19 protein-coding genes and 1 pseudogene are annotated in these 23,854 nt (G+C 73.7%); 10 read left to right on the top strand and 10 right to left on the bottom strand.

The window, feature by feature from the left end; translation table 11 throughout:
* Nucleotides 1-11 precede the first annotated feature (11 nt).
* The 3 genes from OG542_RS34600 to asnB form a co-directional block, all read right to left on the bottom strand.
* Entirely contained in the window at nt 12-3,017 is a 3,006-nt protein-coding gene (locus OG542_RS34600) for an SMC family ATPase (protein WP_328416015.1), read from the bottom strand.
* Nucleotides 3,014-4,177, bottom strand: a complete 1,164-nt coding sequence (locus tag OG542_RS34595; RefSeq protein ID WP_328416013.1) for an exonuclease SbcCD subunit D — start codon at nt 4,175-4,177, stop codon at nt 3,014-3,016. The genes OG542_RS34600 and OG542_RS34595 overlap by 4 nt, the downstream gene beginning before the upstream one ends.
* A 183-nt stretch (nt 4,178-4,360) precedes the next feature.
* Nucleotides 4,361-6,214 (bottom strand): asparagine synthase (glutamine-hydrolyzing), encoded by a 1,854-nt coding sequence (gene asnB / locus OG542_RS34590; protein ID WP_328416011.1) that lies wholly within the window; start codon nt 6,212-6,214, stop codon nt 4,361-4,363.
* 434 nt (nt 6,215-6,648) lie between these two features.
* Between asnB and OG542_RS34585 the strand changes: the two genes are divergently transcribed.
* The 9 genes from OG542_RS34585 to OG542_RS34545 all read left to right on the top strand — a co-directional run bounded on the left by OG542_RS34585 (nt 6,649) and on the right by OG542_RS34545 (nt 16,483).
* The gene (locus OG542_RS34585; protein ID WP_328416009.1) at nt 6,649-8,004 is read left to right on the top strand and encodes a phenylacetate--CoA ligase family protein; all 1,356 of its coding nucleotides are present in this window, start codon (nt 6,649-6,651) and stop codon (nt 8,002-8,004) included.
* The gene (locus tag OG542_RS34580; RefSeq protein WP_328416007.1) at nt 8,001-9,773 is read left to right on the top strand and encodes a prenyltransferase/squalene oxidase repeat-containing protein; all 1,773 of its coding nucleotides are present in this window, start codon (nt 8,001-8,003) and stop codon (nt 9,771-9,773) included. The genes OG542_RS34585 and OG542_RS34580 overlap by 4 nt, the downstream gene beginning before the upstream one ends.
* Nucleotides 9,774-9,790: 17 nt before the next feature.
* Nucleotides 9,791-10,225, top strand: coding sequence for a hypothetical protein (locus tag OG542_RS34575; RefSeq protein ID WP_328416005.1), 435 nt, complete (start codon nt 9,791-9,793; stop codon nt 10,223-10,225).
* A 62-nt stretch (nt 10,226-10,287) separates the two neighbouring features.
* Nucleotides 10,288-10,587 carry an acyl carrier protein gene (locus OG542_RS34570; protein ID WP_328416003.1) on the top strand — a complete coding sequence of 100 codons (300 nt, stop codon included), beginning with the start codon at nt 10,288-10,290 and terminating at the stop codon, nt 10,585-10,587.
* A gap of 2 nt (nt 10,588-10,589) precedes the next feature.
* On the top strand, nt 10,590-11,609 hold the full coding sequence (locus tag OG542_RS34565; RefSeq protein WP_328416001.1) for a class I adenylate-forming enzyme family protein: 1,020 nt from the start codon (nt 10,590-10,592) through the stop codon (nt 11,607-11,609).
* Nucleotides 11,602-12,996: an amidase gene (locus OG542_RS34560; protein ID WP_328415999.1), complete on the top strand. Its 1,395-nt coding sequence runs from the start codon at nt 11,602-11,604 to the stop codon at nt 12,994-12,996. The genes OG542_RS34565 and OG542_RS34560 overlap by 8 nt, the downstream gene beginning before the upstream one ends.
* Nucleotides 12,997-13,312: 316 nt before the next feature.
* Nucleotides 13,313-14,500, top strand: a complete 1,188-nt coding sequence (locus OG542_RS34555) for a 3-deoxy-7-phosphoheptulonate synthase (protein ID WP_193482131.1) — start codon at nt 13,313-13,315, stop codon at nt 14,498-14,500.
* Nucleotides 14,501-14,596: 96 nt separating this feature from the next.
* Entirely contained in the window at nt 14,597-15,589 is a 993-nt protein-coding gene (locus OG542_RS34550) for an aldo/keto reductase family protein (RefSeq protein WP_328415996.1), read from the top strand.
* A 69-nt stretch (nt 15,590-15,658) separates the two neighbouring features.
* A complete protein-coding gene (locus OG542_RS34545; protein ID WP_311130177.1) occupies nt 15,659-16,483 on the top strand; it encodes an SDR family NAD(P)-dependent oxidoreductase in 825 nt (274 codons plus the stop codon).
* Nucleotides 16,484-16,533: 50 nt separating this feature from the next.
* Here OG542_RS34545 and OG542_RS34540 read toward each other — a convergent pair whose 3' ends face one another.
* The gene (locus tag OG542_RS34540; RefSeq protein ID WP_328415994.1) at nt 16,534-17,106 is read right to left on the bottom strand and encodes a MarR family winged helix-turn-helix transcriptional regulator; all 573 of its coding nucleotides are present in this window, start codon (nt 17,104-17,106) and stop codon (nt 16,534-16,536) included.
* A 93-nt stretch (nt 17,107-17,199) separates the two neighbouring features.
* On the opposite strand from OG542_RS34540, the gene OG542_RS34535 reads away from it, so the two are divergent.
* Nucleotides 17,200-18,795 carry an MFS transporter gene (locus OG542_RS34535; protein WP_328415992.1) on the top strand — a complete coding sequence of 532 codons (1,596 nt, stop codon included), beginning with the start codon at nt 17,200-17,202 and terminating at the stop codon, nt 18,793-18,795.
* A 109-nt stretch (nt 18,796-18,904) separates the two neighbouring features.
* Here OG542_RS34535 and OG542_RS34530 read toward each other — a convergent pair whose 3' ends face one another.
* From OG542_RS34530 to OG542_RS34505, 6 genes and pseudogenes are all read right to left on the bottom strand, one after another.
* On the bottom strand, nt 18,905-19,531 hold the full coding sequence (locus tag OG542_RS34530; RefSeq protein ID WP_328415990.1) for a YigZ family protein: 627 nt from the start codon (nt 19,529-19,531) through the stop codon (nt 18,905-18,907).
* 48 nt (nt 19,532-19,579) lie between these two features.
* Nucleotides 19,580-20,121 (bottom strand): annotated as a pseudogene (locus OG542_RS34525) (SixA phosphatase family protein).
* Nucleotides 20,118-20,882 carry a hypothetical protein gene (locus OG542_RS34520; protein ID WP_328415988.1) on the bottom strand — a complete coding sequence of 255 codons (765 nt, stop codon included), beginning with the start codon at nt 20,880-20,882 and terminating at the stop codon, nt 20,118-20,120. The pseudogene OG542_RS34525 and the gene OG542_RS34520 overlap by 4 nt, the downstream one beginning before the upstream one ends.
* A gap of 73 nt (nt 20,883-20,955) precedes the next feature.
* A complete protein-coding gene (locus OG542_RS34515) occupies nt 20,956-21,768 on the bottom strand; it encodes an ABC transporter ATP-binding protein (protein ID WP_328415985.1) in 813 nt (270 codons plus the stop codon).
* A complete protein-coding gene (locus OG542_RS34510; RefSeq protein WP_328415983.1) occupies nt 21,765-22,778 on the bottom strand; it encodes a FecCD family ABC transporter permease in 1,014 nt (337 codons plus the stop codon). Before OG542_RS34510 ends, OG542_RS34515 begins: the two co-directional genes overlap by 4 nt.
* Entirely contained in the window at nt 22,775-23,791 is a 1,017-nt protein-coding gene (locus OG542_RS34505) for an ABC transporter substrate-binding protein (RefSeq protein WP_328415981.1), read from the bottom strand. The genes OG542_RS34510 and OG542_RS34505 overlap by 4 nt, the downstream gene beginning before the upstream one ends.
* Nucleotides 23,792-23,854: the final 63 nt, after the last annotated feature.

Here is a 23,854-nt window from a genome sequence, read left to right as displayed (position 1 = left end):
TTAGGGCCTTCTCACAAACCCCCCTGAATGCCGCGCTGTCGCAGCACCGACCCGGACCGGCCCTTCACGACCTCCAGTTGTGCGTGGATCCGCCGTCGCAGGTCGGCCACATGGCTGACGATGCCGACGCTGCGGTCGCGTTCACGCAGGGAGTCGAGGACGTCGAGGACCTCGTCGAGGGTCTGGTCGTCGAGGCTGCCGAAGCCCTCGTCGATGAAGAGGGTGTCCAGCCGCACGCCGCCCGCCTCGTCCGTGACTACGTCCGCGAGGCCGAGGGCGAGGGCGAGCGAGGCGAAGAACGTCTCACCGCCCGACAGCGTCGACGTGTCCCGCTCGTGGCCGGTCCACGCGTCGACGACGTGCAGTCCGAGTCCGCTGCGGCCGCGTCCGGTGCGGTCGTCGGAGTGGACGAGGGTGTAGCGGCCGGACGACATGCGCCGCAGCCGTACGGTCGCGGCGGCGGCGACCTGTTCCAGCCGGGCCGCCAGGACGTACGACTCCAGGCGCATCCGGCGTTCGTTGTCCGCCGAGGTTCCGGCGGTGAGGCCCGCCATGCGGGCGACCCGGTCGTACTCCTCGCGCAGCGGCGCCAGTCGGCGCACGGAGGCGGTCGCCCGGGCGGACAGCCGGTCGAGTTCGGCGCAGCGCCGGGCTGCGGCGTCATGTGCGGATGCGGCGTCGCGGGTCCGCCGGTCCGCGGCGGAGGCGGCCCGCTCCGCGCTCTCCGGGTCGGCGGGCCGCTGCCGGGCGGCGGCCGCGGTGTCGGCCTCGGCGAGGACGGCCCGTGCGGCGGCCTCCTCGGTCTGCCAGGCGTCCAGCCGCCGTTGCAGCTCGCGGTGGACGGCGTCGTCGAGGAGGGCGTCGGCCGCGGCCTGCGGGGTCTCGAAGCCGGCGCGGAAGGCGGCGTCGGCGAGCCGGGCGTCGGCGTCCTTGAGCCGCTGGGCGGTGTCCTCGGCGGCGCGGGCGGTGTCGGCGGCGTCCGTGAGCAGCGCGGTCCGCCGCTCCAGCTGCGCGGCCCGCGCGGCGACGCTGTCCAGGGTGCCCCTCGCCCGGGCCAGTTCCTCCTCCAGGCCGGCCCGTTCCCGGTCCAGCCGCTCCCGGTGCCCGACCCGGGCGGCGGTCCGCACGGCGGCCTCCTGCCGGGCGGCGACGCGCCGTTCCTGCTCGTGCCCGGCCTGGCGCAGCCGTTCCCGCGCGGGGTGCAGCTCGGCGGCGCCACGGCGGGCCTGCTCGTACTGCTCCTCCAACTCCTGTACTTCGTCGGAGAGTTGCTCGGTGGGTGTATCACCGGCCTCGGCGGTGGCCGCCGCCAGCGCCTCCCGTACGTCGCCCAGCAGCCGTTCGTCCGCGGTGCGCTGTTCGTCGGCGCGCTGGTAGGCGGCCAGGGCCTGTTCCTCGGCCTCGCGGTCGACGTGCCCGGCGTCCTTGCGGGCGGGGGCGGGGTGTTCGGTGGCACCGCAGACGGCGCAGGGCTCGCCGTCGGTGAGGTGGACGGCCAGTTCGGCGGCGATGCCGGTCAGGCGCTCTTCCTTGAGGTCGAGCCAGTGCTGCTTGGCCCGCAGCATCCGCTCCTGTGCGTCCCGGGCCCGGAGGACGGCCTCGTCGGTGTCCTGGGTGAGCCGGTCGCGCCGCCGGGCCGCCGCCAGCCGCTGCCGCGCGGGCTCGCGCCGTACGGCGAGCTGTTCGGCGAGGGAGGCGGAATGCTGCGCGGAATCCACCCGGGCCTGGAGACCGGCACGGGTCTCCTCCCAGCCGTCGAGCCAGTCCTCCGCCTCCCGCAGGACGTCCGCGTCGGCGCGCTCCTCGCGGTCCAAACCGGCGCGTTCGTCGAGGAGTTCGACCATCCTGCGCTCGGCACGGCGAGCCGAGTCCAGCCCGCCCAGTTCTTCGGCGGCCCGGCGTGCGGCCGTCGCGAGTCCCGCAGCGCCCGCGTCGGCGAAACTCTCGGGCAGCAGGGCTCGCGCGCGGGCCTCGGCGGCAGCGGCCCGCCGGTGTTCGGCGTCGGCGGACTCCCTCAGGTCCAGGGTGGGCGCGACCTTCTCGGCCTTGCGGGCCCGCTCCATGCGCGCCTGCGCCTCCCGGTACGCCTCGGCACCCTCCTCCAGGCGCGCCATCCGTTCCCGCGCCTCGGCGAACCGCCGCTGGAGCCGGGCGAGTTCGCGTACGTCGTCGAGCGCGCGGCCGGCGCCGGCCTGCGCGGACTCGGCGGCGGTGAGCGTGCAGTCGGCGACCGTGAGCTGTTCCCTGGCGGTGCTGCGGGCAACGGCGGCGGCGCCCAGCACGGCCTCGGCCAGCCCGGGTTCGCCAGGATCCAGGTCCGGCAGTTCCATGGCGTCGCCCGCGGCCTGCTGCATACGGTGCGCGTCGGCCAGCAGCGCGGCGTCCCCGTCGCGCACCTGGGCCTCGGTGGCACGGCGCCGCTCGGCGAGGCGCTTCTCGACGTCGGCGAAGCGGCGGGTGTCGAAGAGGCGGCCGAGCAGCTTGCCCCGGGCCTCGGCGTCGGCGCGCAGGAACCGGGCGAAGTCACCCTGCGGCAGGAGCACGACCTGGCAGAACTGCTCCCGGCTCATGCCGAGCAGCTGGGTGACCTCCTCGCCGATCTCCTGGTGGGAGCGGCTGAGGTCCTTCCAGGCCGCGGCCTTCGCGTCGTACTCGCGGAGCCAGGTCTGAGCCTTGTCGAGTGTCGTGCCGGTCCCGCGTTTCTTGGGGCGTTCCCAGGGCGGCTGGCGGGTGACCTCCAACCGGCGTCCGGCGACGGTGAGTTCGAGGGCGACCTCGGTGCGGGTCGCGGGTGCGGCGTGGTCGCTGCGCAAGGTCACGCCCTGCCCGCCGCCCTGCCGGGCGCCCGGCACCGAGCCGTACAGGGCGTAGCACACGGCGTCGAGGACGGACGTCTTGCCCGCGCCGGTCGGTCCGTGCAGCAGGAACAGCCCGGCGGTCGACAGCTCGTCGAAGTCGACGGTCTGGGTGCCTCCGAAGGGGCCGAAGGCGGTGACCGTCAGCCGGTGCAGCCTCACCGGGCCACCTCCCGTACGGTCTCGTCGGCCCGGATCGCGTCGAACGCGTCCCGCAGCACGCCCTGTTCGTGGGCGTCGGGTCCGGCGCCGCGCACGTGGGCGACGAAGTCCTCGGCGATCTGCTGGTCGCTGCGGCCGGCGAGGCGCCGGGCGTACGACACGTCGGGGTCGTCCTCGGTGCGGTCGGGGTCGAAGACGAGGCTGAGCGTGTGCGGGAAGCGCTCGGCGAGCCGGGCCATCGGGTAGGCCGGGCGGACCGGGTCGGTGAGTGTCGCCTCGACCCACGACTCCTCGTGCCGCGCGTGCTCCGGGTCGGCGAGCAGGTCCTCCAGCGGGCCCCGGATCCGGGCGAGGGGGCGCGGCACGGGGCAGTCGACACGCTCGGCGCCGACCGAGCCGTCGGCGTCCAGGTCGACGAGCCACATGCTCTTGCGGTGCCCGGCCTCGGAGAAGGAGTAGGGCAGCGGGGAACCGGAATAGCGGACACGGTCGGCGAGGGTCTGGCAGCCGTGGAGATGCCCGAGCGCCACGTAGTCGACGCCGTCGAACACGCCGGCGGGCACCGCGGCCACGCCGCCGACGGTGATGTCCCGTTCGCTGTCGCTGGGCTCTCCGCCGGTGACGAAGGCGTGCGCGAGGACGACGGAGCGGGTGCCGGGCGCACGGGTGGAGAGGTCGGCGCGGACGCGGTCCATGGCGGCGGCGAGCACGGCCTCGTGCCCGGCCTTCTCCACGCCGAACTCGTCCTTCACCAGGGCCGGTTCGAGATACGGCAGCCCGTAGAAGGCGACCTCCCCGTGGGCGTCGGCCAGCACCACCGGGGTTCCGGCCGCCGACGGATCGGTCCGCAGATGGATGCCGGCCCGCCCGATCAGGCCCGCGCCGACCCCCAGACGGCGGGCCGAGTCGTGGTTCCCGGAGATCATCACGGTCGGCACGCCGAGGTCGGCGAGCCGGTGCAGGGCGTCGTCGAACAGCTCGACCGCGGCGAGCGGCGGCACGGCCCGGTCGTAGACGTCCCCCGACACCACCACAGCGTCCACGGCCCGCTCCCGCACGGTCGTGACGAGGTGACCGATGAACTCGGCCTGGGCGGCGAGCATGTTCACCCGGTGGAACGACCGGCCGAGGTGCCAGTCGGATGTGTGCAGCAGTCTCACGACACCGCTCCGACCCGCATGCCTCTCCCCGCTACCGCTCCACGACCAGCGCGAGCCACGACGGCTCACTGTCAGACCCACCACGCTAACGCGTGTGGGTGCCTGGTCCACCACGAACCTCGGTCCGCCGCGTACCTCCGCCGTCGATTCAGCGGAAATATGCGCTCCTGTGCCGGGATGCGGTCATTCCGGCGCGATGTCGTACTCGCGCATCCACCGGTCGAGGTACAGGGCGGTCTCCAGCCCGTTGCGGCGCAGCTGCGTGTCGAAGTGCCCCTGGGGGAGGTCGAGCATGCGGCCGAGCCCGGCGGCGTCGACGATGTCGAAGGCGGGAGAGGAGCGGTCGGCGAGCAGCGCCTGGGTCCGGGCCCGCAGGTCCTTCTCGTAGAGCCGGTCGGCGGTGGTCGGGTAGGGGCTCTTGCGCCGCTCCAGGACGGACCTGGGCACGATGTCCCGGGTGGCCCGCTTGAGGAGGCCCTTGGGGTCGCCGTCGGGTGTCTTGAGGTCCCAGGGCGTGTTGTGCACGTACTCGACGAGCCGGTGGTCGCAGAAGGGCACGCGGACCTCCAGACCGGCGGCCATGCTGAGCCGGTCCTTGCGGTCGAGCAGGGCGGGCAGCCAGCGGGTGAGGTGCAGGTGGCTGATCTCACGCATGCGGCGTTCCGGCGGGGAGTCGCCGGGCAGGTGTTCGACCTCCCCGAGGGCCTCCTGGTAGCGGTCCGCGCGGTACTGCTCGAAGCGGGTGGCCGCCCGGAAGGCCGGGGAGAGCAGTTCGGGTGTGATCAGCTGCATACGGCTGAGCCAGGGGAATGCCGCCGCCTCGATGACGGCCGGGTCGTGGAACCACGCGTAGCCGCCGAAGACCTCGTCGGCCGACTCGCCGGACAGGGCGACGGTGGAGTGCTCGCGTATCCCCCGGAACAGCAGGTGCAGTGAGGTGTCCACATCGCCGAAGGTGTACGGCAGGTCATGGGCGCGCAGGACGGCGTCGCGGTTGGCGTCCCGGGTGAGCTCGTCGGCGGAGAGCTCGATGAGCCGGTGGTCGGTGCCGATGTGCCGTGCGGCTTCGAGGGCGTAGGGGGAGTCGCGCTCCGGCCGGAAGTCGCTGGCCCTGAAGTCGGCTTCGCTGCCGGTGAAGTCCACCGCGAAGGAACGCACGGGCGGTTCGCCGGCGCGGGCCTGCACCCGGGCGGCCAGCGCGGTGAGCACCGTGGAGTCCAGTCCGCCGGAGAGCAGGGTGCACAGCGGTACGTCGGTGACCAGCTGGCGGGACACGGTGTCCTCCAGCAGGGCCCGCACGGTGTCCGCCGCGGTGCCGAAGTCGTCCTCGTGCGGCTGCCGCCCCAGACTCCAGTACCTCTCGGTCCGCAGCCCCTCGTGGTCGTAGACGGCGACGCAGCCCGGCGGCACTTCCTCGATGTCGCGGTAGGGGGTGACGCCCGGCGACTTCATCAGGCCGAGGAGGTCGGCGAGTCCCTGGCTGTCGAGCCGGGCGCGGAAGCCCGGGTGGGCGAGGATCGCCTTCGGCTCGGAGCCGAACAGGACACCGCCCCCGAGCCGTGCGACGTACAGGGGCTTGATGCCGAGACGGTCACGCACCAGGAGGAGACGCCGGTCGCGGTCGTCCCACAGCGCGAAGGCGAACATGCCGTTGAGGCGCCTGACGAAGTCCTCGCCCCACTGGAGGTAGGCGTGCAGGACGACTTCGGTGTCCGAGCGGGTGCGGAAGGTGTGACCGAACCCACGGAGTTCCTCCCGGAGTTCGCGGAAGTTGTACACCTCGCCGCTGTAACTGAGCACGACGGCCGGACTCTCCCCGGCGGGCCGGACCGGCTCGGGGGGCGCCGCCATGGGCTGCCTGCCGCCTTCCAGGTCGATGATCGCCAGCCGGCGATGTCCGAGGACGGCGTGCGTGCCGACGTGGATTCCGGCGGCGTCCGGCCCTCGGCAGGCCATGGTCCGCACCATCCGCTCGACGCCGTCCACCTCCCGTGTGAGGTCGGGTCCTACGTCGGCCCAGCCTGCGATTCCGCACATGAGAAAGCTCCAACCGGATTCGGATGAGGGTTGCGGACTGTCGGGTAAAACGGCGTGCGGTATGCGCTCCAACAGGGCACGAAACCCGCTGTTCGGGCTCGATTAACCGCAGCTTAAAAATGACGCCGTTTTCCCCTCGACGCTCGTCGAGACTAGGCCGGAAAACCAACTCGGGCAACGTACTGAGTAGTAGGCGCTTTACGGCGTGACCGAGGCCGTCGATTTTCAGTCGCATATGGCGAGTTGAGCCCCCCGGAGGCGGTTGCACGGCTCACCTTTAGTGCTATACGTTCGCTGTGGGTCGGGCTCCTGGCCCCTGCGCCACGCCCTGAGCTGTGGCTTCCCGGCCCTCGCAGGGCGGCCCGTCGAGACCGACGTCACGGGCGCGTACAGCCCTTCCTTCTTCCTGGCTGTGCGCAGGCGACAAGCGATAATTGAGCGAGGTTCGTGTGATCCTGCACACCGACAAACGCCAGACAATACTTCGTGAGGCACAGGCCGAGATAAGGGAGAATCAAGGCCGCATCCCGTCCGAGTACTTCTACTCAGGAAAGCTCTCCGCGGCTTGGGAACGCGCGCGCGGAACAAGGGCTTACGGCGCAGGTGAGGGCCGCGACGATATCGGGGAGTTCTCCCTCGACCGTTTCCGGGACCTGCCCGTGACGCCGCGTGAGTCACTCAAGGCGCGGCCCCTGGACTTCGCGGCCGTATCGCCGACCGAGGCCTCGAAGTACTACGAGACCACCGGCACCACGGGGCAGCCCACGCCCACCCCGCGCCGGGCCGAGGACACCATCTGGAACACCGTCTCGGTGGCCGAGGCGTGGCGCCCGCTGCTCGGCTCCGACGAGCGCGCGGTGATCCTGCTGCCGTCCGACATCGTGCCGGTGGCGGATCTGGTCGCCGGGGTCTGCGAGTACCTCGACCACGCGCACATCCGGGCCTATCCGTTCGCCACGGGCATCTCCGACTGGGACCGGCTGGAGTCGATGTGGCGGACCTACCGCCCCACCACGGTGTTCGTCGCCCCGGGCGTGGCCCTCCAGTTCACCCGGCTGCTGGCGCAGCGCGGGCAGCTGGACGAGCTCAACTCCTCGGTCGAGCGGCTGATGCTGCTCGGCGAGGTCAACACCGCTCCCTTCCGCGCCCGGCTGGGCCGGTGGTGGAACGCCGATGTCTACGACGCCAGTTACGGCAGCACGGAGACCGGCACGCTGGCCGCCGCCTGCGCGCACGGCCGCCAGCACCTGCTGCCGGCCGCCACCTACTTCGAGCTCGCCACGCCCGAGGGCGTCGTCCCGCTGCACGACCGGGGCGGGCACGAGCGGGGACGGCTCGTCGTCACCCCGCTCAACGCGCACGCCAGGCCGCTGCTGCGGCTCGACACCGGCGACGAGGTGTCCGTCGAATCGGACTGCCCGTGCGGCAGCGCGGCGCCCGGGATCACCGTCCACGGGCGCTCGAGCGACGGCCTGCGCGTGCGCGGCACGCCGCTGTCGGTCCGTGCGGTCGAGGAGGTCGTCTACGGCGTCACCGACGCGACCGGCTACCTGCTGGAGGTGGACAGCGAGGGCAGCTACGCCCGGCTGCTCCTGGAGCGCGGCATCGGCGCCGGGCGGGACGGCGAGCCGGAGGAGTGCCGGCGCGTCCAGGCCAGGTCCGAGGAACTGCTGGGGCTGCGCTGGGACGGGGTGGTGTTCGTCAACTCCCTGCCCGCCAACACCAAGAGCGGCGCCTCGCAGAAGAGCTGGAAGCGGTCCAACATCCGGGAAGTGGAGGTCGCGCGATGACCGCCAGCGTGACGACGACCGCCCCCCGCGCGCCGCAGGGCCGGGGTGTGTCCGGCGGTGAACCCGACCTGTGGTGCACCTACGCCGCCGTGCGGACACTGGGCTGGCTGGACCGCGCGGACACGATCACCGACCCGGACGGCACGGCCGCCTACCTGAGCGGCCGGCGCAACGCCGACGGCGGTTACGCCTGGAGCCGGGGCATGCTCTCCGACGCCTGGGCCACCTTCTACTGCACCCAGGCGCTGCGCGACATGGGCCGCGCGGTGGCCGGCACCGAGGCCACCGCCGGCTGGCTGGAGCGCACCTGGTCCGGCGACGCCTACGCGATGCTCCCGGGGCAGGCCCCGGACGTGTGGGCCACCCACTTCTCCGCCCGCACGGCCGTCGAGCTGTGCGGCGGCCCGGTGCCCGACCGCACCCGGCTGCTGGACTGGCTGAGCCGGCTCCAGTGCGCCGAGGGCGGACTGAGCTGGTCCCCCGAGGACGCCCGGCGCGGCAAGGCCGACGTACGGGCCTGCTACTACGGGGTGATGGCCTGGCGGGCCGCCACGGACAACGGCGCCTCGGGAGCACCGCCGTGGGACGTGGAGGCGCTCGCCGACTGGCTGCGCGACCGCCAGGGCGAGGAGGGCGGCTTCCGGTTCGCGCCCGCCGCCGAGGTGCCCTGCCTGTGGGCCACGTACCGGGCCGTGGGCGCGCTCGCGGCGCTCGGCCGGGCTCCGCGTGATCCCGGCGGCTGCCAGGAGTGGGTCATGGGCCGGCGCGGTCCCTCCGGCGCCTTCGTCCGCTGGGACGGGTACGACGTCGAGGACGTGTGGGCCTCCTTCTGCGCCGTGGGCACGCTCAAGGCGCTCGGCGCGCCGCTCGCCCCCGTCGCCGACGCCGTCACCGCCCGTATCGCCGAACTGGGCTGCCCCGGGGGCGGCTACACCTACCGGGAACCCCGGGTCGCGGCGGACGCCCTGTCCACGGCCGCCGCCGTGCTCTCCGCCGGCCCCGCGGCCCCGCGCCCGGACGAGGTGCGCTGGCTGGAGGGCTGCCAACTGCCCAACGAGGGCGGCGTGATGTACATGCCGGGCCGGGGTAGCGAGGTGCGCTGCACCCTGTGGGCCCTCGCGGCCGGAGCGTTCGCCGAGGACCGGGCGGCCCGGCACCGGATCGCCGACTGGCTGGCCGGACTCCAGAACGCCGACGGCGGGTTCGGCTACTGGGAAGGGCGCGGGTCCGACCTGGTGTCCACGGCCGCCGCGGTGGAGACGGCGGCCCTGCTCGGCGGACCGGACGGGCTCGGCCTCGACCTCGCCGGCGTCCTCGCCTTCGTCGACTCCTGCCGCACCGCCGAGGGTGAGCCGTTCGCGCACGGCAACGTGCCGGGCGCCGAGCCGGGCCTGCGCCCGGCCCTTCAGGCCCAGCGCGTCCGGCTGCTCCTCGGCCCCGGCCTCGCCCCGCCCGACGAGGCCCGCGAGGCCGTCGGCGTCCTGCTCGCCCGCCATCGCGTACGCGGCGGCGGCTACGCGGGCGAGGGCAACCGGGTCCCCGACCTGCTGTCCACCTACGAGGCGGCGCTGGCGGCCGACCGGGCCGGACTCGCCCTCGACACCGCGCACGTCTTGGCGTTCACCGACCGGGTGCGCGGCGCCGACGGTACCGCGTGGAGTCCGCTGGCACCCGGCGGCGGAGGGCCGCTCGCCGACTGTCTCGGCACCCTGCTGGCCCGGCGCCTGGCCGCGGACCCGGGCGCGCTGCCCGCCCTCGCCCTGTCCTGAACCGAACGGGAGACCTCGTGCCCACGATCACCATCCGTACCCCCGAACTCCCCGTACCCCGCCGTCGCGCCGTCGCGCTGCGCCTCACCCGCTGGCTCACCGCCCAGGGCGTCCAGGCCGGTCACGTCGTCGTGCGTTTTGAACCGGCCGAGGAGAGCACCGTCTTCTCCGGCGGGATGCCGGTCGAGGCCCTGCCGCACGACGGGGACGCCGACGGCTCCGGCCCGCGCCACGCCTCGGTGACGTGCTGTGTGGGCCCCGACCGCGACGACGCCTTCCGCGACGGGCTCGCCCGTTGCGTCACCGAGGCGCTCGGCGCCGACGCCCGGACCCCCTTCTGCTACCTGGAGTTCCGGCCGACCTCGCCCTCCGACGTCTATCTCGGCGCCGGCGAAGGGCTCCGCCGGGCCGACGGCACCGACGTGGGTCCCACTGCGCCCGCCGCTGTCTGACCGCACGGGCGCCCCGCCTCACCACCCATGTTCCCCATGTACCACCAGCGAGGAGTACGACCATGACCACGACCCTCCCCTCCCTCGAAGAGATCCACGACCGGACCCGTACCGTCCTGGCCACCCGCATCGGCGACGCCTTCACCGATGTGCCCTCCGACGCCGAACTCCAGACGGCACTCGGTGAGCGCTACGACAGCCTCACCGCCATGGAGTGCATCTCCGCCATCGAGAGCGAGTTCGGGATCGAGGTGGACTTCGTCGCCGACGACGTCCGCTTCTGGTTCTCCAGCGTGGAACGGATGGTGCGCTTCACCCACGAGCGCCTGGAGGACACGGCGGCCCTCGGGCTCGGGAGCTGACCGTGCCGGACATCGCCTTCGCCACCTCCGGCAGCACCGGCCCGCCGGTGACCTGGCTGCGCACCGAGGCCCAGTTACACGCCGAGGCGGCACTGGTGCACGAGGTGGTGCTGGGTTCCGCCCGGTTCGGCCGCATCGTGTCGTACGCGCCTCCCGGCCACCTCTACGGCCGGCTGTACGGGCGGGAGCTGCCCCGGCTCGAGGACGTCCCGGTGACCGGACTGTGGGACGAGCCGCTCACCGTGCCGCCGCTCGACGACGGCGTTCCCACTCTGCTGGTCTGTCTGCCCTCCACCTGGCAGCTGCTCGCCCGGCACACGGCGGCCCTGGCACGGCACGGCCGCGTGACGGCCCTGCACAGCACCGGCCCGGCCACACCGGCGGCCCACCAGGTCGCCGAACGCCTCGCGGACACCGGCTTCCGGGCGCACGAGCTGCTCGGCTCCACCGAGACCGGGGCCGTCGCCCACCGCCCCGTCGCCGGAGCGCACACGGCCGGCCTGCCCTGGCGCCTGCTGCCCGACGTGGAGGTGCTGCCCGGCCGCATCGCGGACGGCGACGGAGAGGTCCAGCGCCTGAGGGTCACCAGTCCTCGGCTGGCCCGCCGTACCGGCACCGAAGCGCCCCCGGACGAATGGGAGTTGCCCGATCTCGTCGCGCCGGTGACCCCGCGCACCTTCCACCATGTGGGGCGGGCGTCCCGGCTGGTCAAGGTGAACGGAGTGCGCTGCGACCTGGCCCACGTGGAGGACACGGCCCGCGCCTGCTGCCCCGGCCTCGACCTCGTCTGCGCGCCGGTCAGCGACCCGGTCCGGGGAGAGCACTACGAGGTGTTCTACGCCGGGCCCGAACCGGTCGAGCCGGCGGACCTGCGCCGGCGGCTGGGCCGGCTCCCCTCGGGGCTGCCCGCGCCGCGCGCCGTGCACCGCGTTCCCCGTATCCCCCGCAGCGCCACCGGCAAGGTCCTCACCGCCGAACTCACCGCCACCGCACGCCCCGCCCAGGAGGCCGAGCATGTCTGACGCCCCCACACCGCAGGACGCGATCACCGACTACGCGCACAAGGCGCGCTGGAACGCCGCGCCCGAGGCGCCGCGGCCCGGCGCACCGATGGCGCTGCCGTTGCCCAAGAGGGTGACGGCCCGCACCCGGGGCACGCTGACCGCCGAGGAGTGGCGCACCGCGGAGGCCGACTGGTCGGACCGGGCGGATGCCCGCTACCGGGCGACCGTCCAGCGCGCCCCGCTCGGCGCGGACGCGGCACCGGTGCGCGTGGGGGTGAAGGACACCGTGGACGTGGCCGGCTTCCCCACCCGGCTGGGCCTGCGCGGCCACCGCCACCACGCCCGGGTCTCGAACCCGGCGATCGCCGCCCTGCCGCCCGGACTCGCGGCCGTGACCGCCAAGGTCGTCACCACCGAGCTGAACATCGGGGTGGGATCGGAGTGCGTCAACCCCTACGTTCCGCACATCGACCCGGGCGGCTCCAGTACCGGTACCGCCGTGTCGGTGGCCGCCGGCATCTGCGACCTCGGCCTCGGCACGGACGTGCTGGGCTCGGTGCGCTGGCCCGCCGGGCAGTGCGGAACGGTGGGACTGCGGATGACGCAGCGCGCCTCCCTGCTGGAGGGGGTGTTCCCGCTCTCCCCGCCCATGGACGCCCTCGGTTGGGTCACCCGCAGCGCGGCGGACCTCGCGTACCTGTGGCCGCTGCTCGGACTCGACCGGCTCGGAGCGCAGCGCCCGGCCGGCGAGCGTCCCTTCCGGATCGGCGTCGTCTCGAACACCGAAGGGCCCGAGGGCACCTGCGGGCCCGTCATGCGCGGCGCGCTGGAGACGGCCTGCGGGCATCTGGAGGCGATCGGTCAGAAGGTCGGCCCGGTGCGGGCCGACGATCTGTGGGCGCTGCGCGGACCCGCCTGGGAGCTGTGCGCGCGGCAGGCCTGGGACGCCTACCAGGTGTGGCGGCCCTGGGTGCCCGCCGACCTGCACGAGACCACGCGAGGCGCGCTGGAGGTGGGTGCCAAGGTCTCTGACGAGCGCTACGCCTGGATCCAGGAGCGCCTGGCGCACACCCGCGCCACGGTCGAGGGCGACTTCGACGCCGCGGGCGTGGATGCCTGGCTGCTGCCCCTGGACCCGGCCGCTCCCCCGGACCTGGCCGCCGCCGACGCCCGGGTGTCGACCATCCCGTCCCCCGAAGACCCCGACTACGACCTGCGTGTGGCCTACACACCGCTCGCCAGCTTCGCCGGGCTGCCCGCGCTCACCATGCCGGTCGCCCGGGACGAGCGCGGCGCGCCGCTGTGCGTCCAGTTCATCGCCCGCCGCGACCACGAGCCGCTGCTGATGCGGCTGGCCGGACTGCTGGAGGAGGCGGTCGGCCCGCTCGGCTTCCGGCCGAGCTGAGGCGGCGGGCCCGCACCTCCGACCGCACCACGAGGACGACGGAAGGCAGTCATGCCCCTCCCCCGCCCATCCGATGACAGCCGATCGCCCGACACCCGGGTGCGTGACCTGCTGGACCGCAGCACCGCCCCACTGGAACCGACGTCCGCCGAGCACTCCCGTATGACGGCGGCCCACCGCACCCCGGGCGGCCGGGCGGGCCCGGGCCCGTTTCCTGCCGCTCGCCGTCACCGATCCCGACCCGGGCCCCGACGCCACCCACGCGGACGCCCGTCACGCCGCGGCGGTGTGACGCCCACAACCTTGGAGGAAAACCATGACCGCCACGCGCCTGCTGTTGCCGGCCCGTGCCCTGCAGCAGCCCGAATGGGCCTCGCTCGACGAACTCAAGGACGTCCTGCACTCCCTGGAGGCCAAGCCACCCTTGGTGGACGCCACCGCCTGCGCCGACCTCACCGCCGAACTCGGGCGGGCAGCCCGCGGCGAGGCCTTCGTGCTGCAGGCCGGAGAGTGCGCCGAGCGGTTCGCCGACGCCAACCCCGAGACCGTCCTCGCCAAGACGGACGAACTGCACCGGCTGGCCGACGAGTTCACCGACGCCAGTGGTCTTCCCGCCGTCCGGATGGGGCGGATCGCCGGGCAGTACGCCAAGCCGCGCTCCAGCCCGACCGAGACCCTGCCCGACGGGACCGTGCTGCCCGTCTACCGCGGGGACGCCGTCAACGCCCCCGAGCCCAGCCCGGCGGCGCGCACCGCGCTGCCGTCCCGGCTGCTGCTGGCCCACCGCAGCGCCGGTACGACCCTGAGCACCCTGCTCGAACGGGACATGGGCCTGGCCGGGCGGACGGCGTCCCAGCGCACGTACGCGGGACACGAGGCGCTGCTCCTGGAGTACGAGCAGGCCCTGGTGCGCCCCGACGCGGACGGGGGCCGCTACGGCTCCTCCGGCCACTTCCTGTGGATCGGCGACCGGACCCGTCAACCCGACCACCAGCACGTGCAGTTCGCGGCGTCGGTCAGCAATCCGGTCGGCGTCAAGATCGGTCCCAAGGCCTCGCTCGAGGACGTCCGCACGCTGGTGCGGATGCTCGGCGATCCGCGCCGTCCCGGCAGGCTCTCCCTGATCGTGCGCATGGGCCGGGACCACATCGTCCCGAAGCTGACCTCCCTGCTGGGGGCGCTCGGTGACGAGGCCGCCGGCGTGGCCTGGATCTGCGACCCGATGCACGGCAACACCCGGGTCAACGGCGCCGGGCAGAAGAGCCGCGTGGTCGGCGACGTCGTGGCGGAGATCGAGGGCTTCGTGTCGGCCCTGCACGCACACGGCCTGCGTCCGGCCGGCCTGATGCTGGAGACGGCCCACGGCCCCGTCACCGAGTGCGTCGGCACGGCGGCGGAGCTGGCCTCGCCCACGCCCCTGCCCCGCTACGAGTCGGCCTGTGACCCGCGGCTGAGTCCGCACCAGGCCGGCGAGGTGGTGGCCCGCACGGCGGAACTGCTGTGAGGCGGCGCGCCACCGCGCCCGCACGCGCGCCGCCGGGACGTGCCGGCGGCACCCGAACCCGAGAGAAGAAGCAGAGACCAGAGAAGGGGACAGCACATGGAGTTCCGCCGGCTCGGCCACAGCGGCCTCGTGATCAGCGAGATCGCCTACGGCAACTGGATCACCCACGGTGCCCAGGTCGACGAGGAGGCGGCGCACGCCTGCGTGCGCGCCGCGCTCGACGCGGGCATCACCACGTTCGACACGGCCGACGTGTATTCCGAGACCCGCGCCGAGACCGTGCTCGGCAAGGCGCTCGCCGGTCAGCGACGCGAGGGGCTCGTGCTCGCCACCAAGGTGTGCCACCCGGTGGGGCCCGGCCCCAACGACCGCGGTCTGTCCCGCAAGCACGTCGTCGAGGGCTGCGAGGGGTCGCTGCGGCGGCTCGGCACCGACTACGTCGACCTCTACTACGCGCACCGCTACGACCCGGACGTTCCGCTCGAGGAGACCATGCTGGCCTTCGCGGACCTGGTCCGCTCCGGCAAGGTCCTCTACATCGGCGTGAGCGAGTGGACCGCCGAGCAGATCAGCCGCGCCGCCGGCCTCGCCAGGGAACTGCGCGTCCCGCTGGTGGCCAGCCAGCCGCAGTACTCCATGCTGTGGCGGGTCATCGAGTCACAGGTCGTGCCCGCCTGCGAGCGGGAGGGACTCGGCCAGGTCGTCTGGTCGCCCCTGGCCCAGGGCATCCTGAGCGGCAAGTACCTGCCCGGCGCCGCGGCACCCGCGGGTTCCCGGGCGAGCGCCGAGGCCGGCAAGGGCTTCGTCGACATGCTGGTCGGCCACTGGATGAACGACGAGGGGGCGCTGCGGGCCGTCCAGGAGCTGGGGCCGGTCGCCGCGGACCTCGGACTGACGATGAGTCAGCTCGCGGTCGCCTGGGTCCTCCAGAACCCCTCCGTCTCCGCGGCCATCATCGGCGCGAGCCGTCCCGAGCAGGTCAAGGAGAACGCCGCGGCCTCCGGCGTGCGCCTGGAACCGGCTGTGCTGGACCGCATCGACGAGATCCTCTCGGCGTACATCGTGCGGGACCCGGCGAGGACGGGCTGACCTGTCGCGGGGCCGGTCGCGGGAACGAACGGGCCACACGGACGGGGCCGACAGCGCATGGAGAGGAGGATGAACGGCGTGGACGACACGGACGTCGCGGGCGGCGCACGGGAGGTGGGCCGCCCCGGAGCCTCCGGAAGGGCGGTGATCGTGACCGGCGGCAGCCGGGGGCTCGGGCGGGAGACCACGCTCCGGCTCGCCGCCCAGGGATGCGATCTCGCCGTGTGCGGTCGCGACGCCGCCTCGCTGGAGGCGGTGGCCGAGGAGGTGCGCGCCCGGCACGGGCGCACCCTCCACACGGAGCGGCTGGACGTGCTCGACGAGTCCGCCCTCGCGGCGTTCGTACGGGAGTCGGCCGCCCGGCTCGGCCGGGTGCACGGCCTCGTGACCGTCGCGGGCGGAGCGCGCGGCACGGACCTGCGCGGCACGGAGCCGTCCGACTGGGACCTGACGTGCCGGCTGAACGTCACCCATCCGGCGATCGCCCTGCGCGAGGCCGCCGACCACCTGGCCGGGACAGGGGGCAGCGCCGTGCTGGTCTCCTCCGTCTCCGGCTGGAAGCCCGCCCCGCCCGCCCAGTACGCGGCGGCGAAGGCCGCGCAGATCCACATGGCCTCCTCCCTCGCCCGTGAGCTGGGGCCGCGAGGGGTCCGGGTCAACTGCGTGTCGCCCGGCTCGATGCTGATCGAGGGCAAGGGCTGGGCCAGGCTCCGGGACGAGGACCCGCGGGCCTACCGCGCGTTCGAGAAGGAGTTCCCCGGTGGCCGGCTGGTCGATCCGCGGGAGGTCGCCGAGGTGATCGCCTTCCTGCTCTCGGACCGGGCACGGGGCGTCAACGGCGCGAACATCCCGGTGGACGGCGGCCAGAACGCGCCGAGCGCCTACGGCTACTGAGCCGGTCCCGGCCGGGAACAGGGCGATGTTCCCGGCCGGGGCAGCCGGGCTCAGCCGTCCAGGCCCTCGTGCCCCACATGGGAAACACCCTGCACGTTGAGCTGATCCTGCACATCGTCGAGCAGTTCACGCAGCAGTTCGGCAAGCTCTTCGCGCCGCGGGCCCAGGCGTTCCAGGAGCTGTGTCTCCCGGGCGAGCACCCGGTCCACGGTGCGCTCGACCAGCTCGTGGCCCGCCGGAGTCAGTTCGACCAGGACGGCGCGGCTGCGGCCGGGGGCGGGGCGGCGGGTGACCAGGTCGTCGCGCTCGGCGCGCGCGACCCGCTGCGAGATGGCCCCCGCGGTGACCAGGGAGTGCACCGCCAGGTCCCGGGTGCTCATGGTGTAGGGCTTCCCGCTGCGGCGCAGCACGCTGAGCAGGTCCAGGGTGGCCGGGTCGACCCCCGCCTCGGCGAGCACCCTCCGGCGGTCGTCGCCGAAGTGCTTGGCGAGCTGCCAGATCCTCGTGACCACGCCGATGGAACCCACCGGGGTCTGGGGCCGCTCTCGGCTCCAGGCAGCCGCGATGGCGTCCGCCGGGTCTTCTCCCGCCGGCCGGCGATCGCTTTCCTCTGATGCCCTCATGAGCTCACCCTCCACACTGACCTGCTACATTTAGATCTGAATTTAGCACTAAACATGCGCGCTTCGGCGCACCCTTCGAAACCGAGTGGTGATATGCGCACGCAGACACGGAAAGCGAGTCCGAAGGCCGGGGCAGAGGCCGGGGCCGCCACCGCGACCGGCCCTCCCCGGGCCACCGGGCGGGACTGGGCGGGACTCACCGTGGTCCTGCTCGCGATGTTCATGAGCCAGATCGACATGTTCATCGTGAACGTCGCGGCTCCGGGGATCCAGGCGGACCTGAACGCCGGGTTCGGCCAGCTCCAGTTCGTCATCGACGGTTACGTGATCGCCTACGCAGCGGGCATGGTAACCGGCGGCCGGCTCGGCGACCGGATCGGCCGCAAACGCACCTTCCAGTACGGGGTGGCCACCTTCACCCTGACCTCCCTGCTGTGCGCGCTCGCGCCCAGCCCGGGCACCCTGATCGCCGCCCGGGTGCTCCAGGGCCTGTCGGCCGCGGTGATGACACCGCAGGTGCTCTCCCTCATCCGGGCCGTCTTCGTGCACGAGCGCGACCGGGCCCGAGCGGTCGGGGCCTACGGTGCCTCCATCGGCGCGGGCGTCATCGCCGGCCTCGTCGGCGGCGGCCTGCTGCTCGACCTCGACGTCGCCGGTCTGGGCTGGCGCATGATCTTCCTGATCAACGTGCCGATCGGCGCGGCGATCCTGTGCGCGGCCGTGCCCGCCGTCACCGAGAGCCGCAGCGCCGATCTGCCGCGGCTCGACATCATCGGCGCCGTCTTCACCGCCGTGCTGCTGCCGCTCGTGCTCATCCCGCTGATCCTCGGCGGTGAGCACGGCTGGCCCTGGTGGACGTACGGCTGCTTCGCTCTCGGCGCGGCCGGCGCCGTGGCGTTCCTGCGCTGGGAGCGCCGGACGGAGGACCGGGGCAACGACCCGCTGCTGCCGAGCCGGCTGCTGCGGGCCAAGGGCTTCCCGCTGAGCATGGGCACCGTGCTGCTGTTCTTCTCCGGCAACGCCGGGCTGTTCCTGGTCCTCACGTACCACCTCCAGTCGGGCCTCCGGCTGACGCCGCTGGCCGCGAGCATGGTCTTCGTACCGCTCGGCCTCGGCTTCATCGTGGCCTCGGCGGCCTGCCGCAGGCTCGCCGCCCGGTTCGGCATCGGGGTGTCGGTGGCGGGCGGCCTCGTCATGGCGGTCTCGCTCGCGGCCGTACCCGCCGTCACCGGCCTGGACGGCACCAGCCAGGCGGTCGGGCTCGCCGCGGTGATGGGGGTCTCCGGATTCGGGCAGGGTCTGGTCGTCGCCCCCTTGGTGGACACCGTCCTCTCCCGGGTCCACCCGGACGACGCCGGCGCCGGATCGGGTGTGCTGAACACCGTCACCCAGGCGGGCATGGCCTTCGGTGTAGCGGTCATCGGGGCCCTGTACCGCGGCTTCCTGGGTACCAATCCACAGGCGCCGGGTCCCGACACCGGCATGGCCGACTTCGCGGAGGCCTTCCACCTCACCGCGTACGTCCTCGCGGCCCTCGCCGTCGGCACCGCGCTGCTCGCCGTACGGCTGGGCCGCGTCCCCGCCGGCGCGCGACCCGCGGCGGGTGCGCATGCCGAAGGCGTCCAGGGCCCGGCCGGCCGATCCGCCGTACGCCCGGACACGGCCACCGGCGCCGATACGGACCGCTGACCTCCGTCCGCGGCAGGCGGCCGGCGTCCGACGCCGCGCCTTCTCGGCCGGTCCGGCCGAGAAGGCGCGGCGCGGGCTGGTGCGCAACGGCCTCGGTGGTGACCGCGCGTCAGGCGTCGCCGTACGCCTCCCCGCCCGGTTCGAACCCGGCCGTCCCGGCGGTCGTGTCGGCGAGCCAGGACCGGAAGGCGTCCACATCGGCGTCCGGGAGGGCGAGTTCGATCGTGACCGCCTCGCCGTAGCGCACGTCCCGTACCTCGCGGCCGGTGGTGCGCAGGTCGTTCTCCAGCTTGCCCGCCCGCTGGTGGTCCACGGTGACGGTGGCCAGGCGAAACCTGCGGCGAGTGCGCGAGCCGAGCGCGTCCAGGGCCTCGCCGACCGCTCCGCCGTACGCCCGGATGAGGCCGCCGGCGCCGAGCTTGACGCCGCCGTAATAGCGGGTGACGACGGCGACGACGTACCGCATGTCGCGGCGCAGCAGCATCTGGAGCATGGGGACGCCGGCGGTGCCGCCGGGTTCGCCGTCGTCGCTCGCCTTCTGGACCGAGGCGTCGGCGCCGATGACATAGGCCCAGCAGTTGTGGCTGGCGGCGGCGTGCTCCTTGCGGACCGTGGCGATGAAGTCCTGGGCCTCCTGCTCGGTGGCCGCCGGGGCGAGGGCGCACAGGAAGCGGGAGCGGTTGACCTCGGTCTCGTGCACGCCCGCGCGGGCGACCGTGCGGTATTCGTCCTGCATCCGGCCAGCCTATGCGGGCGCCCGGGAGCGGGCCGGACCGGTCCGCGGCTACTTCTTCGCGCCCCGGGGCACGATCACGGACGTGAGCAGCGCGGTGCCGGGGGTGAGGGACCGCCAGGTCGTGCCGCGCCAGGACAGAACGGCGATAGCCGAGGTGGGGACTTCGTACCGACCCGCTCCAGGGTGTCGTCGAGCCCGTCGGCGGCGAGCGCCAGGACCAGTTCCTCCAGGCCGGGGTTGTGCCCGATCAGCAGCAGTGTCTCCACCTCTGCCGGTACCTCGTGCACGACGGCGAGCAGGCCGGAGGGACCCGCTGCGTACAGTCGCCGGTCGTGGCGGACCGGCGGGGGCGTGCCCCACTGGCCGGCGGCCAGGTCCCAGGTCCCGCGCGCGCGAACGGCCGTGGAGCACAACGCGAGGTCCGGCAGCCAGTCGGCCTCGGCCAGCGCGCGCCCGGCCGCGGGGGCGTCCCGGCGGCCGCGCGGGGCGAGGGGGCGTTCGTGGTCGGCGACGTCCACGGGCCAGGCGGACTTGGCGTGCCGCAGGACGACCAGGCGCCGCAGTGGGCCGGCTCCGGCGCGCTCGATCATGACGGGGATCCCAGGTCGTGGGTGAGGTCGAGGCCGAGGAGCCGGTCGGCGTACGCGTACGTCTCGAAGCGCGCGCCGTCGGGCAGCTCCGGCTCGGTCTCGACATGGTGCAGGACGTCCAGTACCCGGGGCAGGTCCAGGTCGTCCTCCCAGGCGTCGCGCAACCGTCGGCGCACCTCGTCGGGGACGGGCCGCGAGGGCAGCCGGGCCCAACCGGCGACCGCGCCGCGCCACCGGGCGAGGGTGACCCGGGCCTCCTCGAACGCCGCCGCCTCCAGCCGGGCGGGGGCCCTGTGATGCCGGGCGAGCAGGGCGAGACGCAGGACACCGGGGTCGATGTCGTCCCGCGTGTCCAAGTCTTCGGAATGTGCGGGGGCGACATCGATCCGCACGCCGTCAGTCGCCGCGCCGCCCTCGACCGCGACATGGATGACCTGGGCCTCGCCCAGCCCCGCGCTCACGTCGGGGCTGTCCTCGAAGGGCCGGATGCCGAGCGCCGCGGCGCTCGCGCGCAGCTCCGCTTGCTGTCGCCCGCCGGTCAGCAGCGCCCACACCGGTGTGCCGCCGAACTCCAGGGCCCGGACGAGCAGGTCCGCGACGAGCAGCACCCGCAGGCTCGTCATGTCGAAGCCGGGCGCGTGCACCTCGACACGGGTCAGGCCCCGGCGGGCCGGGGCGGCGTCGACCGGCTCGCCGCTACGGGCGTCGATGATGCGCAGCACGAGGCGAGCGTAGGCGGGTGGGCGGGCACACGCAGGCATGTTCGGCATTTTCAGGCCACCGTGGCGGGAAGCACCCCACCAATGGCGTGCAAGGGACCAGGGTCGGCAGGTCTCAGGCCAACGTGCCCAGGAAACGAACGTGGGGCCGCTGTTCGGGCCCTTCGCGGCTGACGGCGGCCCGCACCCCGTACACCTCCGCGATGAGCTCTTCGGTGAGGACGTCGCCCGGAGCACCGCCCGCCACGACCGTCCCCCCGCACAGGACGACGACCCGGTCGCAGTACATCGCCGCGAGGTTCAGGTCGTGCAGCGCGACGACGGTGGTGACCGGCAGGCCGGTGACCAGGCCGAGCAGATCCAGTTGGTGGTGGATGTCGAGGTGGTTGGTCGGCTCGTCCAGGAGGAGTTCCCGGGGTTCCTGCGCGAGCGCGCGGGCGATCTGCACCCGCTGGCGTTCGCCGCCCGAGAGGGTGTGCCAGGGCTGGCCGGCACGGGCGGCGAGGCCGGTGCGCTCCAGGGCGGCGCGTATCGCCCGCTCATCGTCCGCAGAGGCGGGTGTCCAGGCGCGGCGGTGCGGGACGCGGCCCAGCCGTACGACGTCCACAACCGTCAACTCGACCTGTGTGTCGGCCTGTTGCTCGACCATGGCGAGGCGGCGGGCGACGGTACGGCGGGGCAGGTCGCCCAGCGGGGTGCCGTCGAGGGTGACGACTCCGGCGGTCGGCGTGAGCAGCCCGGCCAGCAGCCGCAGCAGCGTGGACTTGCCGGAGCCGTTGGGACCGAGGACGCCGACGGTGGAGCCGGGTTCGGGCGCGAGGACGACCCCGTCGAGGATGAGACGCCCGTCGGCACGACGGCTGACCCGGTCGGCCCGGATCCCGGCCCGCACCGGCGCTTGCGTCTCACGGGCGTGTGTCTCGGTCACCGCACCCTCCGCGTCCGGTAGAGCACCGCCACGAACGCCGGCACCCCGATCAGCGAGGTCACGACCCCCACCGGCACCTCCTGCGGATCCAGGACCGTACGGGCCAGGGTGTCGACCCAGACCAGGAACACCGCACCGGCGAGGGCGGTGACCGGCAGCAGCCGGGCGTGCCCGGGTCCGGTCAGGGCCCGGGCGGCGTGCGGCAGGACCAGCCCGACGAAGCCGATCGCCCCGGCCGAGCTGACCAGCGCGGCCGTGAGCAGGGCGGTGACGCACAGCAGCACCAGGCGGGTGCGGGCCACGGACACCCCGAGCGCGGCCGCCGCGTCCTGCCCGAAGGCGAAGGCGTCGAGGGTACGGACGTACGACAGGCACACCACCAGCGCCACGGCCAGGACGGTGAAGCACAGCCACACGTCGGTCCAGCCGGCCCCGCCGAGCGAGCCCAGGAGCCAGAACAGCACGCCCCGGGTCGTCTCGGCGTCGGCGGCGGTCAGCACGACGAAGGAGGTGAGCGCGGAGAACAGCTGCATGGCGGCCACGCCCGCGAGGACGACCCGGTCGGTGGTGTCGCCGAGGGTGTGGCTCAGCAGCAGGACCAGCGCGAAGGAGACCAGGGCACCGAGGAACGCGCCCGCGGACACCGGGACGACACCGCCGCCCACGCCCAGCACGACGATGACGACCGCGCCCGTGGAGGCACCCGAGGACACCCCGAGCACGAACGGATCGGCGAGCGGATTGCGCAGCAGCGACTGCATCACCGCCCCGCACACGGCCAGTCCCGCCCCGCACACGGCCGCGAGCAGGGTGCGCGGCAGCCGCAGCTGCCAGACGATCCCGTCCCGGATCGGCGTCAGGTCGGAGCTGCCTAGCCCGATGTGCGCCGCGACGACGGACCACACGTCCCCGACCCGGATGTCGGCCGGTCCGATGGTGATCGCCAGGGCCATGGAGACCACCAGCAGCAAGGCGCCCGCGACACCGAGCGCCGGTCCGCGGACGGTCACTTCACGAGCCCGAACTCACGCAGTCCGGCCGCGACCTTCTCCACGCCCTCGACCGTGCGGATCGTCGGGTTCATGGCCTGCCCGCTGAGCAGCACGTACCGCTTGTGCCTGACGGCGTCCATGTTCTTGGTGACCGGGTTGGACTCCAGAAAGGCGATCTTCTTGGCGGCGGACTCGGCGGTCTGCGAGTCGCGGGTCAGGTCGCCGATGACGAGGACATCGGGGTTGCGGTCGGCGACCGTCTCCCAGTTGACCTGCGGCCACTCCTCGTGTGTGTCGTCGAAGGCGTTCTTCGCGCCGAGGGCACGGGTCATGATGCCGGGCGCCCCGCAGCAGCCGGCCATGTAGGGCGACTCGGAGTTGGCGAACCAGTACAGAAGGGAGACGCCGGAGGCGTCGACGCCCCGCGTGGCCTTCTTCATCCGCTGCTGGAGGGAGGCCACGAGCTTGTCGCCGCGGTCCTTCACTCCGAACACGGTCGCGAGGTCCCGCACCTCGCCGTAGACGGCCTCAATGCCCAGCGCCTTGTCGCGCTTGCCGTCGCCGCCCCCCGAGTTGTCCTTGCCGGCGCAGTCGGACGGGGAGACGTACGTGGGCACGCCGAGCTTCTCGAACTGGTCGCGGGTGGCGACGCCGCCCGTGCCGAGGGTGGAGACGAAGGACGCGGCGACGAAATCGGGGTCGGAGTCCAGGACCCGTTCGAAGGAGGGGTTGTTCTCGGCGATGCGCGGCACCTTCGCGTTGGCCTTCTCCAGCCCCTTCATCACGGGGTCGGTCCAGGTGGCCGTGCCGGCCATGCGGTCGGCGAGGCCGAGGGAGAGCAGGATCTCGGTGGTGCCCTGGTTGAGGGAGACGGCGTGCCGGGGCGCCTTGTCGACTCGGACCTTCCGGCCGCAGTTGTCGAGTGCGGCGGCCGCCTCGGCCGTCGGGGCCTTCGAGCCCCCGCAGCCGGTCAGGAGCAGGGAACAGGCCGCGAGCAGAACGGCGGCACGGGCGGGTCGGGCGAGGGGCAAGGAAACCAGTCCTCAGGCGTCGAGGGCCCGATCGCGGAGCCCGGTCGTACGGTGCTCCCCCGC

This window comes from Streptomyces violaceus (assembly GCF_036014075.1).
Taxonomy (GTDB): Bacteria; Actinomycetota; Actinomycetes; order Streptomycetales; family Streptomycetaceae; genus Streptomyces; species Streptomyces violaceus.
The sequence above is the reverse complement of the archived record's forward strand: the minus strand, read 5'-3'. Positions and strand labels throughout refer to the sequence as shown.

Excerpts from the sequence above, each read along its gene's own strand:
- asnB (WP_328416011.1), bottom strand. The coding sequence starts at position 6,214 with ATGTGCGGAATCGCAGGCTGGGCCGACGTAGGACCCGACCTCACACGG.
- OG542_RS34580 (WP_328416007.1), top strand. The coding sequence starts at position 8,001 with ATGACCGCCAGCGTGACGACGACCGCCCCCCGCGCGCCGCAGGGCCGG.
- OG542_RS34570 (WP_328416003.1), top strand. The coding sequence starts at position 10,288 with ATGACCACGACCCTCCCCTCCCTCGAAGAGATCCACGACCGGACCCGT.
- OG542_RS34560 (WP_328415999.1), top strand. The coding sequence starts at position 11,602 with ATGTCTGACGCCCCCACACCGCAGGACGCGATCACCGACTACGCGCAC.
- OG542_RS34555 (WP_193482131.1), top strand. The coding sequence starts at position 13,313 with ATGACCGCCACGCGCCTGCTGTTGCCGGCCCGTGCCCTGCAGCAGCCC.
- OG542_RS34550 (WP_328415996.1), top strand. The coding sequence starts at position 14,597 with ATGGAGTTCCGCCGGCTCGGCCACAGCGGCCTCGTGATCAGCGAGATC.
- OG542_RS34545 (WP_311130177.1), top strand. The coding sequence starts at position 15,659 with ATGAACGGCGTGGACGACACGGACGTCGCGGGCGGCGCACGGGAGGTG.
- OG542_RS34540 (WP_328415994.1), bottom strand. The coding sequence starts at position 17,106 with ATGAGGGCATCAGAGGAAAGCGATCGCCGGCCGGCGGGAGAAGACCCG.
- OG542_RS34535 (WP_328415992.1), top strand. The coding sequence starts at position 17,200 with ATGCGCACGCAGACACGGAAAGCGAGTCCGAAGGCCGGGGCAGAGGCC.
- OG542_RS34530 (WP_328415990.1), bottom strand. The coding sequence starts at position 19,531 with ATGCAGGACGAATACCGCACGGTCGCCCGCGCGGGCGTGCACGAGACC.
- OG542_RS34520 (WP_328415988.1), bottom strand. The coding sequence starts at position 20,882 with ATGCCTGCGTGTGCCCGCCCACCCGCCTACGCTCGCCTCGTGCTGCGC.